Here is a 16,490-nt window from a genome sequence, read left to right on the forward strand (position 1 = left end):
CCGGTATGCATCTTTGCGTATTGGGATTACCTACTCTTCCCCATGTTGCAAGCAACCAAAACGCGGCGTCACCAGATATGATCCCCACCACTCTTGAGCTGACAGCCGACCCCGACGGCATCGCCCGCGCCGCTGATCTTTTGCGTCAGGGCCTGCTGGTCGCCTTCCCGACCGAGACGGTCTATGGCCTGGGAGGTGATGCCCGAAACGGTCAGGCCGTAGCCGGGATTTACGAGGCCAAGAGTCGGCCCAGTTTCAATCCACTGATCGCCCATGTCGCCTCGGTCGAGGCGGCGCAGCGGTTCGTGCAATGGTCGGATCAGGCCGAGCGTTTGGCGCATGCGTTCTGGCCCGGTCCTTTGACATTGGTCTTGCCGCTCAAACCCTGGCACGGGGTGTCGTCGCTGGTCACTGCAGGGTTGGATACTCTGGCGGTGCGCGTTCCCGCGCATCCTACGGCGCGCGCTTTGTTGGCGGCTGTTGACGGGCCGGTTGCGGCACCCTCAGCAAATCCTTCGGGTCAGATCAGCCCAACGACGGCAGCCCATGTGCATGCGGGCTTGGGTGGTCGGATCGCTGCTGTTCTGGATGACGGCCCCTGTGGTGTCGGGTTGGAATCCACCATTGTCGGACTGACCGGAGACCCCAGCTTGCTGCGCCCCGGAGGCGTCGCGCTGGAACAGATCGAGACCGTACTGAACACCCGCCTTCACCTGCACAAAGCGGGGGATATGCTGACCGCTCCGGGGCAGCTGCAATCGCACTACGCGCCAGATGCGCCTGTCCGACTGAATGCTGAGATTGTGCAGGGGGATGAGGTTTTGTTAGGCTTCGGCCCGGTCACCTGTGACATGAACCTGTCTGAAACAAGCAGTCTGACCGAGGCTGCGGCCAATCTGTTCGCCGCGCTACACAGCCTGAATGAAACCGGGCGTCCGATCGCCATCTCTCCGATCCCCGATCATGGGCTGGGGGCTGCGATCAATGACCGTCTTCGCCGCGCCGCAGCACCGCGCGACAGTTAGCTAGGCGCGGCCTGCGCTGGCCGAAAGGGTCAGCGGGTCGACGCCGAGCGTGGACAAGGCCTTTTCCCATTTGTCGTCATCGGGCACATCGAACACCAATTCCGACGATGCATCCGCCGTCAGCCAGCCATTCATCGCGATCTCATCCTCCAGCTGACCGGGTCCCCAGCCGGAATAGCCCAGAGTCAGCATCGCGTTCAGCGGGCCACGCCCTGCGGCCATATCCTCCAACACGTCCAGCGTGGCCGTCATGCTGAAATCATCCGAAATCTGCATCGAGTGCAGGTTGGCATCATAGTCGGAGCTATGCAGAACAAAGCCACGCGACATCTCGACCGGGCCTCCGAAATGCACCAGACGCTCGCCTATGATGGGAATGCGACACGGGATGTTGAGCTGCCCCAGCAGGGTTTTGAACCGCAGATCAGAGGGTTTGTTGATGATCAACCCCATCGCGCCATCGTCGCCGTAGCTGCAGATATACACAACCGAGTGATCAAAGCGCGGATCGCCCATCCCCGGCATCGCAATCAACAGTTTTCCGGTCAAGTCCATGCGAGGTTTCTCTTGCTCGTTACCCCTCAACAATGGCCCTGCGGCACTGGTATTGGCAAGAGAGCAAAGCTGATTTCAGCAGATTTCACACAGGTGACCCGAACGTGACTTGGATTTCAGGTCCGCACAGCGCATGTAATGGGGTATGATGACTCGTATGAAATCCTCGGTTGCCCTTCTGATCTCCTGTCTGGGCCTGTCCGCACCCGCCTCGGCGCAGGGTTTGGATGGGGTTGTTGCGCTGGATGTTCTGGACGGAGGGCGCACGGCCAATGGGACCTATCTGGGCGCGCTGCGTCTGACCCTCAAAGAGGGTTGGAAGACCTATTGGCGCGCGCCGGGCGACGCCGGGATCCCGCCGCAATTCGATTGGAGCGGGTCCGGAAACGTGGGCGACGTGCGTATCACCTGGCCCGCGCCCGAGATTTTCGACCAAAACGGCCTGAAATCCATCGGCTACGAGGATCAACTGGTGCTGCCGGTCGAGATTACCCCAAAGAACCCTGCCAAACCTGTGCGCCTGCGTGGTGAGATGGATTTGGGGGTCTGCAAGGACGTTTGCATCCCGCAGCGTCTAGATTTCGACCACAAGGTTAACACCAATGCCGGGCGCAACCCCGCAATTGCGGCCGCGTTGGCGCAGCGCCCCTACTCGGCCCGCGAAGCGCGTGTGGCAAAGGCCAGCTGCCACCTGACACCGACTTCGGACGGTATGCAGATCGAGGCGCGGGTGACCATGCCTTCGGCCGGAGGGCAAGAGGTTGCGGTGATCGAGCCAGGGAACCCGGTCCTTTGGGCCTCGCAACCCGAAACGCAGCGGCAGGGTGGCACACTGATTGCCCGATCCGAGGTGATCAGCGCCTCGGGCGCACCTTTTGCGCTGGATCGGTCCGAGATTCGGATCACGGTTCTGGGCGCCAACCACGCTGTGGACATTCAGGGATGCTCTGCAGGCTGACCCTATGACCCAATCCCCCAAGATCGGTGCGCTGGCCGTTGTCCTGCATCAAGAAAACGTTCTGCTAGTGCAACGCAGCAAGGAACCGGATCGAGGCCTGTGGGGGTTTCCCGGCGGCCATGTGGAATGGGGTGAAACCGTCCTTCAGGCCGCAGAACGAGAATTGCTTGAGGAAACATCGGTCGCGGCTGAACCGCTGCATTATTTGGACAATCTAGACCTGCTGCGGTGGGATGCGGATGGGCAGGTCCTGTCGCACTATTTGCTGGTCGGGGTGGCTTGCCGTTATCAATCGGGCACGCCTTTGGCCGGGGATGACGCGCTGGACGCGAAATGGTTTCCGATCGAGCAGATTCTTGATGGCGACCTGCCGATGAGCAACCGCGTAGCAAGCCTGTTGCAGCTTGCGCTGAAGGAGCGCTAGGCCCCGACCCGGCTCTTGAACCGGGCATAGAACATCCCGGACAGCAGCACGCTCAGGATCACGATGGGGATGGCACCCGCCACAAACGCTCCCAAACCCATGCGCAGAATCTCGGGGGCCTCTGCACCTCCATAAAGACCGACCAATGGGTCTACAGGCGCACCCGAGACCATCGGCCAGACCAGCGTCACTCCGAACCAGATCAGCAGCACCCCAGCCGTAGCGCCAAGTGCGGCCTGCACCACGCGGTCCCGCGCATAGATCGCCCGGCGCATCGCGGTCATTGGGCGCGCGAAATCGTTCAGGATCGCCAGTAGTGCGGGCACCAGAACCAGCACCAGTACCATTCCAAAACCCAGCCCATAAACCAGCGTGATCACCGTCGGTTTAAGGAATTGTGCCTGTTGCGAGCCTTCGTAGAGCAGCGGCGTCAGCCCCAGCACCGTCGTTAGCGTGGTCAGCATCACAGGTCGCAACCTGTCGGCTGTGCCTTCGATGATTGAAGGCACCAACCCCCTCTCCTGCTGGTAGCCATCAATAGTTGTCACCAGCACAATCGAGTCGTTGACTATAATGCCTGTCATGCCCAGAAGCCCGACAACGGTGAACATGCTCAGCGGCACGTCCCAGATATAGTGCCCCCAGATCGCGCCCACCAATCCGAACGGAATGATCGACATCACCACCAGAGGCCGCGACCAGCTGGCAAAAACCCAGGCCAGAACAAGATAAATGCCGGTCAGGCACAGGATCAGGCCGGTGCGCGCCTCGGACAGGAACTCGTCCTCTTGTTCGCTCAGGCCAGCCATACGCCAGTCGACCTGATATTCGCCCGCAATGCGCGGTAGGATCTCTTCGTTCATGGCACGACCGATTTCGGCGGCGCGGGCAGGATCATCCTCGGAGATATCGCCATTCACCGAAATCACCCGCAACCCGTTCTCGCGCCGGACGGTCGAAAAGCCTGATTTACGCTCGACCGAGACGATGTCGGCCAGCGGAACATAGACCCCGTCCGGCGTGCGCATCAGGGTGCGTTCAAGGAAATCGGCGGTCAACTCACCCTCGGGCAGTTCCACGCGGATCTCGGCGCTGCGGGGGCCATCGGGGAAGGTCGCGGCCTCGATCCCGTTCAACCGGTTGCGCAGCACGCGGCCCAGCGTTTCGATGCGGAAGCCCAGCGCCTGACCCTGTGCCGTTAGATCGAGAATGTATTCCTCTTTGTCATAGGCCAGATTGTCCTCAAGCGCCGAGACTTCTGGGTATTTTGACAGTTCGGTCTGCAAATCCTCAGAGGCGGCTTTCAGCGTGTCTACATCCGCGCCGTAGAACTGCACGTCAATCGCGTCCCCTCCGGGACCCGAGCGCCAGCCCCGGAAACTCAGCAGCTCAACCTTGGGATGGCGAGGGACGAAATCCTGTAACTCACCAACAAACTCGAAGCTGGAATAGGGGCGCAGGTCGGCGTCGATCAGCTCGATCGAGATACCACCCAGTAGGTCGTCATCCTTGCCCTCAGCGGCGGACAAACCGAACCCTGCGCTGCCACCAACCTCGGCCAGAACATATTCCAAAGGATTGCGCCCGTGGCGCTCCTCGTAGATCTGGCCCAACTCTTCGGTGGCGCGCTGCAATTCGCGCATCATGGCAATCGTGTCGGCGCGGGTTGCACCTTCGGCCATGATGAAATTACCGGTGACCGAGCCACGCTCGGGCGCGTTGAAAAACCGCCAGTTCACATCGCCGCGAATAAACAGGGCGGCCTGGGTCGCCAGGATTACCAGCATCAATGCAACCACGACATAGCGCGCCCAGATAACCCAGCCGATAAACGGCCGAAACAGGGTGTCCCGCACCCAGCGGAAGCCCCAGTTCACCACCCGGTTGGGCAGGTCGTACCAATGCTCCTTGGCGGAATGCGCAATGGCGTGGGACATATGGTTGGGCAGGATCAGGAAGCATTCGATAAGTGAGGCCGCCAGCACCGCGATCACCGTAAAGGGAATATCACGGATCAATTCTCCGAACCGGCCACCCACGAGGGTCAGGCCGAAAAAGGCGATCACGGTGGTGATTGTGGCGGCAAAGACCGGCATGGCCATGCGGCGGGCGGCGCGTTCGGCGGCCACGATGGGCGACTCCCCCAATCGGCGAGCTCGAAAATCGGCGTGTTCACCCACAACAATGGCGTCATCCACAACGATCCCCAGCGTGATGATCAAACCGAACAGAGACACCATGTTCAGCGACAAACCACCGATATACATCAGCGCAATCGCCGCCGACATCGCAACCGGAATGCCCGCTGCAACCCAGAACGCAATGCGCGCGTTCAGGAACAGGAACAGCAGACACACGACAAGGCCAAGGCCGACCAACCCATTGTCAATCAAAATATCCAGACGGTCGGTGATGGCCTGCGCGCGGGTACGGATCATCTCGACCGAGACACCTTCGGGCAGGCTGGCCTGCATCTCGGTCACCACATCCTCGACCGTGTGCTGGATCGCGATGGCATCCCCCAGATTGGACCTGTCCACCCGAACCGACATAGCCGGGTTGTCACCGACAAAGTAGCTGCGGTTGCGATTGACCCCTTCCACCCGTATCTGCGCAACATCGCCGACAAACAGCTTCGATCCGTCTGCAAAGGTCCGCAGAGCGATGGTTTCGATCTCTTCCGGTGTGCGCTTTTCCGCGCCGGTCCGGATGCGTGCGTTGGCGCCCGTCACATCCCCGGCAGGGCTGGCATTGACCTCGGCCGAGATGGCCGAGGCGATGTCGGCCAAAGCCACATCATTGGCAATCAACTGCGCGGTCGGCACCTCAACCACCACACGCGGGGCGGCGAGACCGCGGATCGTGGTACGGGTCACGCCAGCGGCAAACAGGCGGTTGATCAGCTCATCGGTAAACTTGGCCAGTTGGTCCGGATCAACCGGGCCGGTGACGACCACATCTGTCACCCGATCGCGCCAGGCCCCACGCCGGATCGTAGGTTCTTCGGCATCTTCGGGCAGATTGGTGACGCTGTCGACGGCGGTGCGCACCTCCTCAACGGCGCGGGACATGTCCCAGTTCGGCTCGAACTCCAGCCGGATACTGGCAGAGCCTTCGCGAGAGGTCGCCGTGGTGCTTGCCACACCTTCGACCGCCAGCAATTCGGGTTCGAGCAGTTGGACGATGCCATTGTCGACATCTTCCGGACCAGCCCCTTCCCATTCGACATTCACGTCGACCCGTTCCAGAACCACATCCGGAAAGAATTGGGCTCGCATATTCGGGATAGCCGCCGCGCCCAGAACCAGCATCACCAGCAACAACAGGTTGGCCACGGTTCTGTGCCGGGTGAAATAGCTCAGGATACCACCGGCAGCGCTAGGGATGTCGCGCATCATGGCGCTTAGCCCCCGGCCAGGTTTTCAATGCGACGCACCAGCGAGACCGGAACCTTCGCCTCTTCCAACTGGCCGAGCATGCGTGTTTTCTCGGCCTCAGGCATATCCTTTCTCGCCTCGACATGAGTGATCAGTTCGGCCCGTTTCGCATCGGTCAATTCAACCAGATCAGGATCGGCACTGGCCTCGGGACGCAGGGGGCGCACGCGAACCCCAGACCCCAGCAGAGGCGTGCGGCCTATCACGACCTCGCGCCCTTCCAGCCCTTCGCCACGCAACAGAACCTCATCGCCCTGACGGCGGATCAGTTGCACAGGCAGGACTTCCAGACGATCATCCGCACCCAGAACCAGAACGGTTCCAGCTGCGTCCAGAACCGAAGACGGAAGGCGTGCGACCTGTTCCAAGGGCTGTTCCTGAACCGTCACGGTCACGAAATCGCCGGGCTTGAACCCCGAGGCATCGTCGAGCCGGGCATAGATCAGACGCCCGGTTTGCCCCTCACCCGCCGAACCGCTGTCGCGATTGATCCGGCCCCTCGCGGTCAGGTCGGCCCCCGTGACCTCAAGCGAGATGGTGAAGGGAGCGTTGATCAGCGCTCCGTCTTTGTCAAGCAAACGCACGAATTGCGCGGTTGAAACGCGGAAGGCCACCTCCAATGCGTTGGGGTCAACCAATTCAGCCAGCTTCTCATTTGCTGAAACCAAACGCCCTTCGACCAGCGTGACATCTGTCAGCGTGCCTCCGAACCTTGCGCGGATGGTCATGTCCTCCAAGTCACGCTCTGCCGCTTCCTGCGCGATCCGCGCACGGGCCAGCAGGGTCGTGGCCTGATCCACCCGCGATTCCGCCTGCGCAAGGGCAATGCGGCGCGCCAGAACCGATTGTTGTGCGGCGGCGGCGATCAATTCGGCCTCTTCCACACTGGCGGGTGCCCCCACACCGCGGGATTCAAGATCGCGCTGACGCTGCAGGGCCCTTTCACGCAGCTCGGCCTGCGCCTCGGCCGATTTCAATTCATCCTGCGCCAACAGCAAAGACCGTTCGGCGTCGCGTTCTTCGAACTGCGCATCCAGAACGTCCGACTTGGCACGATCCAGCGCCGATTGCGCATCCGCCGGATCAAGCTCAACCAAAACCTCACCCGCGGTAACGGTGCCGCCATCCTCGAAATCATCCGCCAATGCGATCACGCGGCCGCCCAGCGCCGCGCGCAACTCCAGACGTCGGCGGCTCTGCACCTCGCCGAAGGCTTCGAGATTGGGCGTGACGGTTTCGAATACAGCCGGACGGACGGTTACCGCAAAGACCCGCTCGCGCGCTTTGGGTTGTTCATTCTCGCGGATCAGGACCTCTTGCACGGCGCCTGTGACGATCTGAACGGCGACAAACAGCAAGGCCAGCGTCAGCGACGCCAGAAACACACCGACCAGACTCTGCCTTAAGAAACGCATCTACTATTCATCCCGGTTGCAAATGGGCTGCCCTGCGGAAAATGTAGCGGAGGCACGAAATATGCCAAGCCACAAAGCGGTTATAAGGTGTTGAACGTGCGACCAGTCTACTTCCGTCGCAGATGTTCGTCCAATCTGGGCATTATTTCCACGAAATTGCAGGGTCGGTGGCGATAGTCGAGCTGTTTCTCGAGGATACCGTCCCAAGCGTCCTTGCATGCCCCGGGGCTGCCCGGAAGTGCAAAAAGGTAGGTTCCGCCCGCCACGCCACCCGTGGCGCGCGACTGCACCGCTGAGGTTCCGATCTTCTCCATCGAAATGATGGTGAAAACGGTCCCGAAGGCGTCGATTTCTTTCTCGTAGACGTCGCGATGCGCCTCGACCGTCACGTCCCGCCCAGTCAGCCCGGTGCCACCAGTCGAGATCACCACGTCGATTCCGGTATCCGCAACCCAGGCGCGCAGTTGATCGGCGATTTGGGCGCGCTCGTCCCGGATGATCTTGCGATCTGCAACCAGGTGCCCCGCCTTTTCGATGCGGTCAACCAATGTCTGGCCCGAACGATCCTCATCAACCGAGCGCGTATCCGAGACGGTCAGAACAGCGATGCGGATGGGAATGAATTCAATCGTTTCGTCGATACGTGACATGAGGCGTCAAGCCCTTTCCATGATAGCAAGCCGCAGCGCGAGCGCGGTGAAAATCCCGCCCGTTACCCATCCCATGATGCGCGAGGCGCGCGGGTTGCCGATCAGCAACCGGCCGGTACCGCCTGCGAACACGCCAACCAATCCGTTCACGACAAAACCACCCAATGCGATGATCGCGCCAAAGATCAGGAATTGCCCAAGGATCGGGCCCGCCGCAGGATCAACAAATTGAGGGATAAAGGCCAGAACAAACAGAATAATCTTGGGGTTGGTCAGGTTGACCACCATCCCGTCTCGGAACGCCATGCGCGTCGGCCTTGCTGACCCTTCGGTCGAGACCGCTCCGTTTCGGATCGCGCCCCAGGCCAGATACAGTAGATAAGCAACACCCATCCAGCGGATGACATCAAACAGCCATGGCATTGAGTTGACCAAGGCCCCAAGGCCCAGCCCTGCCAACAGAACATGCACCATCAGACCCAGTGATATCCCGGCACTTGCCACCAGCGCCGGTCGGGGTCCGGATTTCAGGCCCTGCCCGAAGCAAAACATCATGTCAGCGCCGGGCGTGAAATTCAGCACCATCGCGGCGGGGATAAAGGCCAGCAGAGTAACGGTTTCGATCATACCGCAACCTCAAACCAATTTGGTCTGGGGCCAAGATTGGCGATTTCCGAACGACCCAATGACCCGCGATAGCCCCAGCTATCGTGGATATGCCCGCAAAAGACCAGTTCGGGCTGCAGGCGTTCCACCGCATCGCGCACGGCGACCGATCCGACGGACACACCTTGCGACGTAGTATCGCCAAACCCCTTGGGCGGAGAGTGAACGACCAGCACATCCGCCCCATCGCAACGATCCAGCATCTCTGCGGCTTCGGCCTCGCTCAGGTCACAGGACCAGTCGCCAAACGGCGTGACTGGCACGCCGTAGCCCAAACCAAACAAGCGCAAGCCGTCGACCGTCATGCCCGTGCCATGCAGCACGTGGACCCCCTCAGGGGCCGCGTCCGTCAACTCAGCGGCGCTTTCGGCATTGCCGGGGACCAGAACCAGAGGTGCCCCAATGCCCGAGAGCATCTGCATCGCCTCATCCAGCCCCTGCCGCATGTTGCAATAGTCTCCGGCCCCGATCACCAAATCCGCATCGGCGCTGGCGGCCACCAGATCAGTCGCCCGGTTGCGTGCCATGTGAAGATCTGAGAACGCCAGGATACGCATCACCCGGCCCCCAGTCGCGCTTTCAGCTCAAGCAAATCCGCCCAGGCCTGTCGTTTCATCTGCGGCTGTCGCAGTAAGAAGGCGGGGTGGAACATCGGGATGACGGGCAGGTCCAGCGCCTGATCCCAATTCCCGCGCAAGCGTGTGATGCCGCGTTTGCCCAAAACCGCCTGACAGCTGATATTGCCCATCACCACCAGCACCTCGGGTTTGGCAAGCGCCACGTGACGTTCCAGAAACGGCTTCATCATGCCGATCTCTTCGGGTTTGGGGTCGCGGTTCTGCGGTGGGCGCCACGGCAGCACATTGGTGATGTAGACATCCTGCGCGCGGTCCAGATCAATCGCCGCCAACATACGGTCCAACAGCTGCCCGGCCCGACCAACAAAGGGTTTGCCTTCGCGATCCTCATCCCGGCCCGGAGCCTCGCCAATGATCATCACCCGCGCACCCGGAATGCCATCGGCAAAGACCAACTGGCGCGCGCCGCGCTTCAGCTCACAATGATCGAACGCCTCCATCGCCGCGCGCAGTTGGTCCAGAGACCCGGCACCTTGGGCGGCAACTTTGGCAATCGCAACCGGATCAATCTGTTTGGGCTTGTCCGGCGCGGCTTGAGGGGTTGCGGGCTTTTTCGTCTTGGGCGTCGTATCCGGCAAGGCATAGCGGTCTACCGGCGCGTCCCCGATCGCCTCGGTCGCGCCCAGTTCGATCTGCCATTCCAGCAGCGCCTTTGCAGTATGATAGTCCAAGCCCGATTCCATGCCCCTCAATCTAACCAGCTTTTGCCTGAGGGAAAGCGAATAGACCTTGCCTCGGCACCAGGACAGACCGACCATGCGGGCGTCATGCTGTCTTTTCTGCGATTCCTTCTGCTTTGCCTGGTGCTTGCCTTCGGCGGCGAGTCCACCTCGGCCCAGTTGCTTGGCGGGGCGGATCAATGCCGGGCGGGTCAGTTCGCCTGCGGCAGTCGGTGCTGCTCGGGCGGGCAGAGGTGCAGCTTTGATGGTCACTGCATTCCCTTGGGCGGAACCTATTGCGGCGGCGGGCGCACCTGCGGCCCTTTTGAGCGCTGCGTCGCGGGTGGCACACGCTGTGCGCCTGCCAGGGCAAACGCCTGCACCTCAAGTCTCGATTGCCCCTCAGGCAGCTTTTGCAGTGCGCGTGGCCAATGTGAAAAAACCATACCCGACTTGAACCCCAGTTTGCCCGAGGCCCTTGACCCGCCGCAGATATGCGATGATGGCCTGACCTGCGCGCGCGGGTCGTCGTGCCTGCCGGGGGGCGGATGCACGCGTCCCGGATGGTTTCTATGCGAGGAAACCGGATCGCAATGCCGCCCCGGTTTCAAATGCTCGGAACATCAGGGATGCGTTCCGATCAAGGCCATCGACTGCGGCTACGGCAAGTGGTGCAAACCCGGCGAGCAATGCCTGCCCGAAGGCGGGTGCGAGAAACTGCCCGAAGAGTCGGAACCATAGAGCGTTTCGGGTTTGATTTGAAACACCAATACCCTGCCACGCCTGCGGCGTTCTCGGGACATTCGTGTCGCAGAGTGATTCAGACAAAACCCGAAACGCTTTAGGTTGCCTCTCCCCGCGTGGCTTTCTATAAGCGGTCCGATTGTCAGACAGGAGCCCGCCATGCGTTTTGCCCATCGTCACCTTCTTGGCATCGAGCATCTGTCGCAATCCGATATCACCGCCATTCTGGATCTGGCCGAAAAATACGTCGACCTGAACCGGCAATCGACCAAGCATTCGGATGTGCTGTCGGGTCTGACGCAGATCAACATGTTTTTCGAGAATTCGACCCGTACCCAGGCCAGTTTCGAACTGGCGGGCAAGCGGCTCGGCGCGGATGTGATGAATATGGCGATGCAAGCCAGTTCGATCAAAAAGGGCGAGACGCTGATCGATACCGCCATGACGCTGAACGCGATGCATCCCGACCTGTTGGTGGTGCGACATCCGCATTCCGGGGCCGTGGATCTGCTGGCGCAGAAGGTGAACTGCGCGGTTCTGAACGCAGGTGACGGCAAGCACGAACACCCGACACAGGCCTTGCTGGACGCGCTGACGATCCGCCGGGCCAAGGGCCGGTTGCATCGCCTGAACATCGCCATTTGCGGTGACGTTGCACATTCCCGCGTGGCGCGATCGAACCTGATCCTACTGGGCAAGATGGAGAACCGCATCCGCCTGATCGGCCCGCCGACACTGGTCCCCTCGCAATTCGCCGAGTTTGGGGCCGAGATCTATGACGACATGAACAAGGGCCTCAAAGACGTCGACGTGGTGATGATGCTGCGCCTTCAGAAAGAGCGGATGGATGGCGGCTTCATCCCCTCGGAGCGTGAGTATTATCACCGCTACGGTTTGGATGCCGCCAAACTGGCGCAGGCCAAGCCAGATGCCATCGTCATGCACCCCGGACCGATGAACCGCGGGGTTGAGATCGACGGTACGCTGGCCGACGACATCAACCGCTCGGTCATTCAGGAACAGGTCGAAATGGGCGTCGCCGTACGTATGGCTGCGATGGAGCTTCTGGCCCGCAACTTGCGTGAGGTCGCATGAACGATCTGACTGTCGCCCCCCAGGAACACGGCGTGATCCGCCTGTTCGCGCTGGACATGCGCCCGGAAGAGGCGAAATTCCTGCGCGAACCCGGTGCGGCGGATCAGGTTCTGGGAGTCGATGGTCTGGACCCCGATCAAATCGATATCTTCCCGGTCTCCGACCTCGAAGACCTTGGGCTTTATGGATACCTGCACGAAGGCGGTGGCGTGTCCGATGATCAGCTGGACCGCAGCATGCTCGAATCCATCGACGGCTGGGTCCTGGTCGTCCGCAGTGCGGCCTTTGGCGGGCGCGCAGCGCAACTGAACCCTGATCCTCGCCTGCATTTGCTGGGTCTATTCACTGAAGAAGCCGCGAACTGGACCGGCGGTGCGATAGAAACTGAAAGCGCCAAGCCGTTCTCTGCCCCGCAGGCGCCCATCGACAATGATGCCACTCGCCGTGTCGGATCGGCCCTGATGGCGGTTCTCGCCCTGCTTGTTATCGGAGGTGCCCTATGGCTGATCCTTTGACCTTCACCCCGGACAAACGCGCCTATGTCCAGACCAACCTGACCCTCGCCGCCATTGCGATGGCGGGGGCGATGCTGGTGCTGTGGTTGATCGGCAACCCCTATGTCTGGACCGGCGCGCCTGCCGGGTTAGCCGCAATCGGGTTGCGCGCCTGGTATCTGGCCTCGGAAGAGCTGAACAATACGTGGGAGTTGTCTGACACCACCCTCACCGGCCCCGGCCCTCGGGTCGTCGCGCTGAACCAGATCGAAGCCGTCAATACGATGGGCAGCTTTGTTCAGGTGGTGACACGGGGCGGTGACAAGCACCTCATCAAATATCAGGCGAACCCCGCTGCCACCAAAGCCGCCATCGAAAGGGCCGCGGGATGAGCGACGGGTGGTGGCGAACCCATATCCCTGAGGGCGAAGAGATCCTCTGGACCGGGCAACCTCATCAGGGTTATTTTCCGCCCCATGTGGCATGGGCTTATCGGCTTCTGATCCTGAGCCTCGGTCTGGCATGGCTGGCTAGCCCGTGGTTCGCCGACACCCTGCGCGACTATTGGAAACTGATCGGGTCCACGGGTTTCGTCATATTTCTCATTTGGTACGACCGCCTGTTGCGCAGGTGTCGTGTCTATGTGGTGACCACCCGCAATGCATGGTGGATCAGCAAGATCTTCAAGCCCAAACACGTCCCGATCGACCACGCGTTGAACTATCATCGCAGCGGTCAGAACGTGGTGTTTTCGCGCCGCCTGTTTCTTGTCTTCGAATACCTTTCCGACCCTAGTGCCGCTTTGGCGGCTTTGAACCAAGCCCGAGAGGCCTCTGCATGACTTCTGTCGTTTTCACCAATGCCCGCTTGATCAACCCGGAAACTGGCACGGAGAGCCTGGGCTGGCTACACGCCGAAAACGGACGCATTGTGGCGCTGGGGGATGGAAACGCCCCAGCCATCAGCGGAGACGTCATCGACTGCAACGGCAAATGCCTGGCCCCCGGTATCGTCGATATCGGCGTTAAGGTGTGCGAACCGGGTGAGCGGCATAAGGAAAGCTACAAATCTGCCGGGCTGGCGGCGGCGGCGGGTGGGGTGACCACCATCGTAACCCGACCCGATACGCTGCCCGCCGTCGACACGCCTGAAACGCTGGAATTTGCCACAAGGCGGGCGCAAGCGGATGCGCCTGTAAACGTCCTGCCCATGGCCGCCCTTACCAAGGGGCGCGAAGGGCGGGAGATGACCGAGATCGGCTTTCTGCAGGACGCGGGCGCGGTCGCCTTCACCGATTGCGATCACGTCATAACCAACACCAAAGTGTTTTCCCGCGCGCTGACCTACGCCAAATCCTGCGGCGCGTTGGTCATCGCGCACCCCCAGGAACCGGGATTGAGCAAAGGGGCGGCTGCGACCAGCGGCAAGTTTGCCGCCTTGCGCGGGTTACCAGCCGTCTCACCCATGGCAGAACGGATGGGGCTGGACCGCGACATTGCCCTGCTAGAGATGACCGGGGCCGCCTATCACGCCGACCAGATCACCACCACCCGCGCCCTGCCTGCGCTGGAGCGCGCCAAGCGCAACGGGCTGAACATTACCGCCGGGACCTCGATCCATCATCTGACGCTGAATGAGTTGGACGTGGCCGACTATCGCACCTTCTTCAAGGTCAAGCCGCCCCTGCGGTCTGAGGATGACCGGCAGGCCGTGATCGAAGCGGTGCGGACGGGTCTGATCGACATCATCAGTTCGATGCACACGCCGCAGGACGAAGAAAGCAAACGCCTGCCGTTTGAAGAGGCCGCCTCGGGCGCGGTTGCGTTGGAGACCTTCCTGCCTGCAGCTTTGCGCCTGTTTCATGCAGGGCAATTGGATCTGCCCACTCTGTTCCGTGCCATGGCGCTGAATCCGGCGAAACGGTTGGGGCTGGACAGCGGGCGTCTGGCGCATGGCGCGCCTGCCGATCTGGTTATGTTCGACCCGGATGTGCCTTTTGTGCTGGACCGGTTTGCCCTGAAATCGAAATCGCAGAACACACCGTTTGACGGGCAGCGCATGCAAGGTAAGGTCCTTGCAACCTATGTGGCCGGCAAAGACGTCTACCGGAGAACCTGATGCCCGAAATCGACAGCTCAATGACCGTACTCGCCCTGTGGGCGGCCTTGGGATATCTGATCGGATCGGTCCCTTTCGGCCTGATCATCGCGCGCGTCATGGGGCTGGGCAATTTGCGGCAGATCGGATCAGGCAATATTGGCGCAACAAATGTTCTGCGTACTGGCAGCAAACCCGCCGCCGCGCTGACGCTGCTGCTGGATGGCGGCAAAGGGGCGCTGGCAGTCCTGTTGGCACGCGCCTACGCGGGAGAGGACGCGGCGCAGATTGCCGCCCTGATGGCCTTTCTCGGCCATTGTCTGCCCATTTGGCTGGCCTTCAAAGGCGGCAAGGGCGTCGCAACCTTCATTGGCCTTTGGCTGGCGCTAGACTGGCGCGTCGGTGTTGCTTGCTGTCTGACCTGGCTGGTCTCCGTCGCGATCTGGCGCATGTCCTCGGCCGGAGCGCTGGCCGCAGCGGCCTTGTCGACCACTTGGATCATCACCCTGACAGACGGTTCGACATTCATCCTCGGAATTGCCCTGACCTTCCTGATCTACTGGCGTCATAAGGACAACGTGGCACGCATCAAATCCCGGACCGAGCCGAAAATCGGGAAATCGTGACCCCGCCAGAGGATTTTCTGTCGGCGCTTTTCGCCCTGCCCACCGGTACGTTCTCTGGCCGAGCAGACGCCAAGCGCTATGTGGTCTCGCGGCAGGTTCTGGCCGGAGGCAAATCCCACAAGCTTGTCGCGCATGAGCTGGGCGGGACGGACTATATCAGCCTGAACCTCTACCAGACGCGAAACAGCGGCGCGCTGCTGCGTCCCTGTGAAATGCCCGCCCCCAAAGTGGTGGATTTCGTATTGGCGCTGACCCCGGATATCTGATTGATATTCCGCATTTTTGCACAGCACCTCTGTGTCTTGGCACAATCACAATTCATTGTTTTGAACGTGATCAACCCGCCTCCCATCTGCAGTCCGTGGCGGCCAATTACCGGTCTCACAAGATAAAATCCCGGGTCCGCAAATCGCAATTCAGGCGAGGTCGCGCGGCCCTTTCACGAAAGGTGAAGCTATGAACACGTTTAAATCTCTGATCGGCGGCGTTGCCCTGTCTGTTGCTCTGGCCACTTCGACCTTGGCCGCTGGTGTTGAACTCAACGCAAGCTCGACCGGTCTGGCGATGCAGGGCTACGACCCGGTTGCCTATTTCACCGCTGGCGAAGCAACCAAAGGCGACTACCGCATCACCACCCTGCACAACGACGCTCTGTACCGCTTCTCTTCGGAAGAAAACAAAGTGGCATTTGAAGCCAACCCGGAGGCGTACCTGCCCGCATATGGTGGCTACTGCGCATTCGGTGCGGCCATGGGCTTCAAGTTCGACGGCGACCCGAACCACTGGAAAATCGTCGACAACAAACTGTACCTGAACCTGTCGCAAGACATCCAGGAACGTTGGGAAGGCGACATCCCGGGCTTCATCGAGCAAGCCAGCACCAACTGGGAAACCATCGCAGACAAAAGCCCGGCTGAACTGCAGCAATAATCCGCTGAAATTGACAGCACGCGTCGGCGGCAGAGTGATCTGCCGCCGCATTTCATTTGAAGCTTTGAAAACACTAA

Annotated in this window: 19 protein-coding genes; 12 read left to right on the top strand and 7 right to left on the bottom strand. The window is 60.9% G+C overall.

Features of this window, described 5'->3' with window-relative positions:
• The first annotated feature begins 77 nt into the window (after positions 1-77).
• Positions 78-1,025, top strand: a complete 948-nt coding sequence (locus ACR0C3_RS10430) for an L-threonylcarbamoyladenylate synthase (RefSeq protein ID WP_480758359.1) — start codon at positions 78-80, stop codon at positions 1,023-1,025.
• Here ACR0C3_RS10430 and ACR0C3_RS10435 read toward each other — a convergent pair whose 3' ends face one another.
• Positions 1,026-1,580, bottom strand: coding sequence for a YqgE/AlgH family protein (locus ACR0C3_RS10435; RefSeq protein WP_480758360.1), 555 nt, complete (start codon positions 1,578-1,580; stop codon positions 1,026-1,028).
• A gap of 145 nt (positions 1,581-1,725) precedes the next feature.
• On the opposite strand from ACR0C3_RS10435, the gene ACR0C3_RS10440 reads away from it, so the two are divergent.
• Together ACR0C3_RS10440 and ACR0C3_RS10445 are read left to right on the top strand one after the other, a co-directional pair.
• Positions 1,726-2,538 carry a protein-disulfide reductase DsbD domain-containing protein gene (locus ACR0C3_RS10440; RefSeq protein WP_480758362.1) on the top strand — a complete coding sequence of 271 codons (813 nt, stop codon included), beginning with the start codon at positions 1,726-1,728 and terminating at the stop codon, positions 2,536-2,538.
• A 4-nt stretch (positions 2,539-2,542) separates the two neighbouring features.
• Positions 2,543-2,962 (top strand): NUDIX hydrolase, encoded by a 420-nt coding sequence (locus tag ACR0C3_RS10445; protein WP_480758363.1) that lies wholly within the window; start codon positions 2,543-2,545, stop codon positions 2,960-2,962.
• Here ACR0C3_RS10445 and ACR0C3_RS10450 read toward each other — a convergent pair.
• The 6 genes from ACR0C3_RS10450 to ACR0C3_RS10475 form a co-directional block, all read right to left on the bottom strand.
• On the bottom strand, positions 2,959-6,360 hold the full coding sequence (locus ACR0C3_RS10450; protein WP_480758364.1) for an efflux RND transporter permease subunit: 3,402 nt from the start codon (positions 6,358-6,360) through the stop codon (positions 2,959-2,961). The genes ACR0C3_RS10445 and ACR0C3_RS10450 overlap by 4 nt on opposite strands.
• A gap of 5 nt (positions 6,361-6,365) precedes the next feature.
• The gene (locus ACR0C3_RS10455; protein ID WP_480758365.1) at positions 6,366-7,814 is read right to left on the bottom strand and encodes an efflux RND transporter periplasmic adaptor subunit; all 1,449 of its coding nucleotides are present in this window, start codon (positions 7,812-7,814) and stop codon (positions 6,366-6,368) included.
• A gap of 107 nt (positions 7,815-7,921) precedes the next feature.
• Positions 7,922-8,464: a molybdenum cofactor biosynthesis protein B gene (gene moaB, locus ACR0C3_RS10460; protein ID WP_480758367.1), complete on the bottom strand. Its 543-nt coding sequence runs from the start codon at positions 8,462-8,464 to the stop codon at positions 7,922-7,924.
• Positions 8,465-8,470: 6 nt separating this feature from the next.
• The gene (locus ACR0C3_RS10465; RefSeq protein ID WP_480758368.1) at positions 8,471-9,091 is read right to left on the bottom strand and encodes a LysE family translocator; all 621 of its coding nucleotides are present in this window, start codon (positions 9,089-9,091) and stop codon (positions 8,471-8,473) included.
• Entirely contained in the window at positions 9,088-9,687 is a 600-nt protein-coding gene (locus ACR0C3_RS10470) for a metallophosphoesterase family protein (protein WP_480758369.1), read from the bottom strand. Before ACR0C3_RS10470 ends, ACR0C3_RS10465 begins: the two co-directional genes overlap by 4 nt.
• Positions 9,687-10,451 carry a uracil-DNA glycosylase gene (locus tag ACR0C3_RS10475; protein WP_480758495.1) on the bottom strand — a complete coding sequence of 255 codons (765 nt, stop codon included), beginning with the start codon at positions 10,449-10,451 and terminating at the stop codon, positions 9,687-9,689. Before ACR0C3_RS10475 ends, ACR0C3_RS10470 begins: the two co-directional genes overlap by 1 nt.
• A gap of 429 nt (positions 10,452-10,880) precedes the next feature.
• Here ACR0C3_RS10475 and ACR0C3_RS10480 point away from each other — a divergent pair, with 429 nt between their 5' ends.
• From ACR0C3_RS10480 to ACR0C3_RS10520, 9 genes are all read left to right on the top strand, one after another.
• Positions 10,881-11,168: a hypothetical protein gene (locus ACR0C3_RS10480; RefSeq protein WP_480758370.1), complete on the top strand. Its 288-nt coding sequence runs from the start codon at positions 10,881-10,883 to the stop codon at positions 11,166-11,168.
• A 162-nt stretch (positions 11,169-11,330) separates the two neighbouring features.
• Positions 11,331-12,266 (top strand): aspartate carbamoyltransferase catalytic subunit, encoded by a 936-nt coding sequence (locus ACR0C3_RS10485; protein ID WP_480527307.1) that lies wholly within the window; start codon positions 11,331-11,333, stop codon positions 12,264-12,266.
• The gene (locus ACR0C3_RS10490) at positions 12,263-12,781 is read left to right on the top strand and encodes a hypothetical protein (RefSeq protein WP_480758372.1); all 519 of its coding nucleotides are present in this window, start codon (positions 12,263-12,265) and stop codon (positions 12,779-12,781) included. The genes ACR0C3_RS10485 and ACR0C3_RS10490 overlap by 4 nt, the downstream gene beginning before the upstream one ends.
• Positions 12,766-13,152 carry a hypothetical protein gene (locus ACR0C3_RS10495; RefSeq protein WP_480758374.1) on the top strand — a complete coding sequence of 129 codons (387 nt, stop codon included), beginning with the start codon at positions 12,766-12,768 and terminating at the stop codon, positions 13,150-13,152. Before ACR0C3_RS10490 ends, ACR0C3_RS10495 begins: the two co-directional genes overlap by 16 nt.
• Positions 13,149-13,601: a hypothetical protein gene (locus ACR0C3_RS10500; RefSeq protein ID WP_480758375.1), complete on the top strand. Its 453-nt coding sequence runs from the start codon at positions 13,149-13,151 to the stop codon at positions 13,599-13,601. Before ACR0C3_RS10495 ends, ACR0C3_RS10500 begins: the two co-directional genes overlap by 4 nt.
• On the top strand, positions 13,598-14,878 hold the full coding sequence (pyrC, locus tag ACR0C3_RS10505) for a dihydroorotase (protein ID WP_480758376.1): 1,281 nt from the start codon (positions 13,598-13,600) through the stop codon (positions 14,876-14,878). Before ACR0C3_RS10500 ends, pyrC begins: the two co-directional genes overlap by 4 nt.
• Entirely contained in the window at positions 14,878-15,483 is a 606-nt protein-coding gene (plsY, locus tag ACR0C3_RS10510) for a glycerol-3-phosphate 1-O-acyltransferase PlsY (RefSeq protein WP_480758378.1), read from the top strand. Before pyrC ends, plsY begins: the two co-directional genes overlap by 1 nt.
• Entirely contained in the window at positions 15,480-15,749 is a 270-nt protein-coding gene (locus tag ACR0C3_RS10515) for a hypothetical protein (RefSeq protein ID WP_480723976.1), read from the top strand. Before plsY ends, ACR0C3_RS10515 begins: the two co-directional genes overlap by 4 nt.
• 190 nt (positions 15,750-15,939) lie before the next feature.
• Complete coding sequence (locus ACR0C3_RS10520; RefSeq protein ID WP_170553758.1) at positions 15,940-16,413, top strand: YHS domain-containing (seleno)protein; 474 nt, start codon at positions 15,940-15,942, stop codon at positions 16,411-16,413.
• The last annotated feature ends 77 nt before the right edge of the window (positions 16,414-16,490 follow it).

It is taken from the genome of Ruegeria sp. CK3, from assembly GCF_056536565.1.

Excerpts from the sequence above, each read along its gene's own strand:
- ACR0C3_RS10430 (WP_480758359.1), top strand. The coding sequence starts at position 78 with ATGATCCCCACCACTCTTGAGCTGACAGCCGACCCCGACGGCATCGCC.
- ACR0C3_RS10435 (WP_480758360.1), bottom strand. The coding sequence starts at position 1,580 with ATGGACTTGACCGGAAAACTGTTGATTGCGATGCCGGGGATGGGCGAT.
- ACR0C3_RS10440 (WP_480758362.1), top strand. The coding sequence starts at position 1,726 with ATGATGACTCGTATGAAATCCTCGGTTGCCCTTCTGATCTCCTGTCTG.
- ACR0C3_RS10445 (WP_480758363.1), top strand. The coding sequence starts at position 2,543 with ATGACCCAATCCCCCAAGATCGGTGCGCTGGCCGTTGTCCTGCATCAA.
- ACR0C3_RS10450 (WP_480758364.1), bottom strand. The coding sequence starts at position 6,360 with ATGATGCGCGACATCCCTAGCGCTGCCGGTGGTATCCTGAGCTATTTC.
- ACR0C3_RS10455 (WP_480758365.1), bottom strand. The coding sequence starts at position 7,814 with ATGCGTTTCTTAAGGCAGAGTCTGGTCGGTGTGTTTCTGGCGTCGCTG.
- moaB (WP_480758367.1), bottom strand. The coding sequence starts at position 8,464 with ATGTCACGTATCGACGAAACGATTGAATTCATTCCCATCCGCATCGCT.
- ACR0C3_RS10465 (WP_480758368.1), bottom strand. The coding sequence starts at position 9,091 with ATGATCGAAACCGTTACTCTGCTGGCCTTTATCCCCGCCGCGATGGTG.
- ACR0C3_RS10470 (WP_480758369.1), bottom strand. The coding sequence starts at position 9,687 with ATGCGTATCCTGGCGTTCTCAGATCTTCACATGGCACGCAACCGGGCG.
- ACR0C3_RS10475 (WP_480758495.1), bottom strand. The coding sequence starts at position 10,451 with ATGGAATCGGGCTTGGACTATCATACTGCAAAGGCGCTGCTGGAATGG.
- ACR0C3_RS10485 (WP_480527307.1), top strand. The coding sequence starts at position 11,331 with ATGCGTTTTGCCCATCGTCACCTTCTTGGCATCGAGCATCTGTCGCAA.
- ACR0C3_RS10490 (WP_480758372.1), top strand. The coding sequence starts at position 12,263 with ATGAACGATCTGACTGTCGCCCCCCAGGAACACGGCGTGATCCGCCTG.
- ACR0C3_RS10495 (WP_480758374.1), top strand. The coding sequence starts at position 12,766 with ATGGCTGATCCTTTGACCTTCACCCCGGACAAACGCGCCTATGTCCAG.
- ACR0C3_RS10500 (WP_480758375.1), top strand. The coding sequence starts at position 13,149 with ATGAGCGACGGGTGGTGGCGAACCCATATCCCTGAGGGCGAAGAGATC.
- pyrC (WP_480758376.1), top strand. The coding sequence starts at position 13,598 with ATGACTTCTGTCGTTTTCACCAATGCCCGCTTGATCAACCCGGAAACT.
- plsY (WP_480758378.1), top strand. The coding sequence starts at position 14,878 with ATGCCCGAAATCGACAGCTCAATGACCGTACTCGCCCTGTGGGCGGCC.
- ACR0C3_RS10520 (WP_170553758.1), top strand. The coding sequence starts at position 15,940 with ATGAACACGTTTAAATCTCTGATCGGCGGCGTTGCCCTGTCTGTTGCT.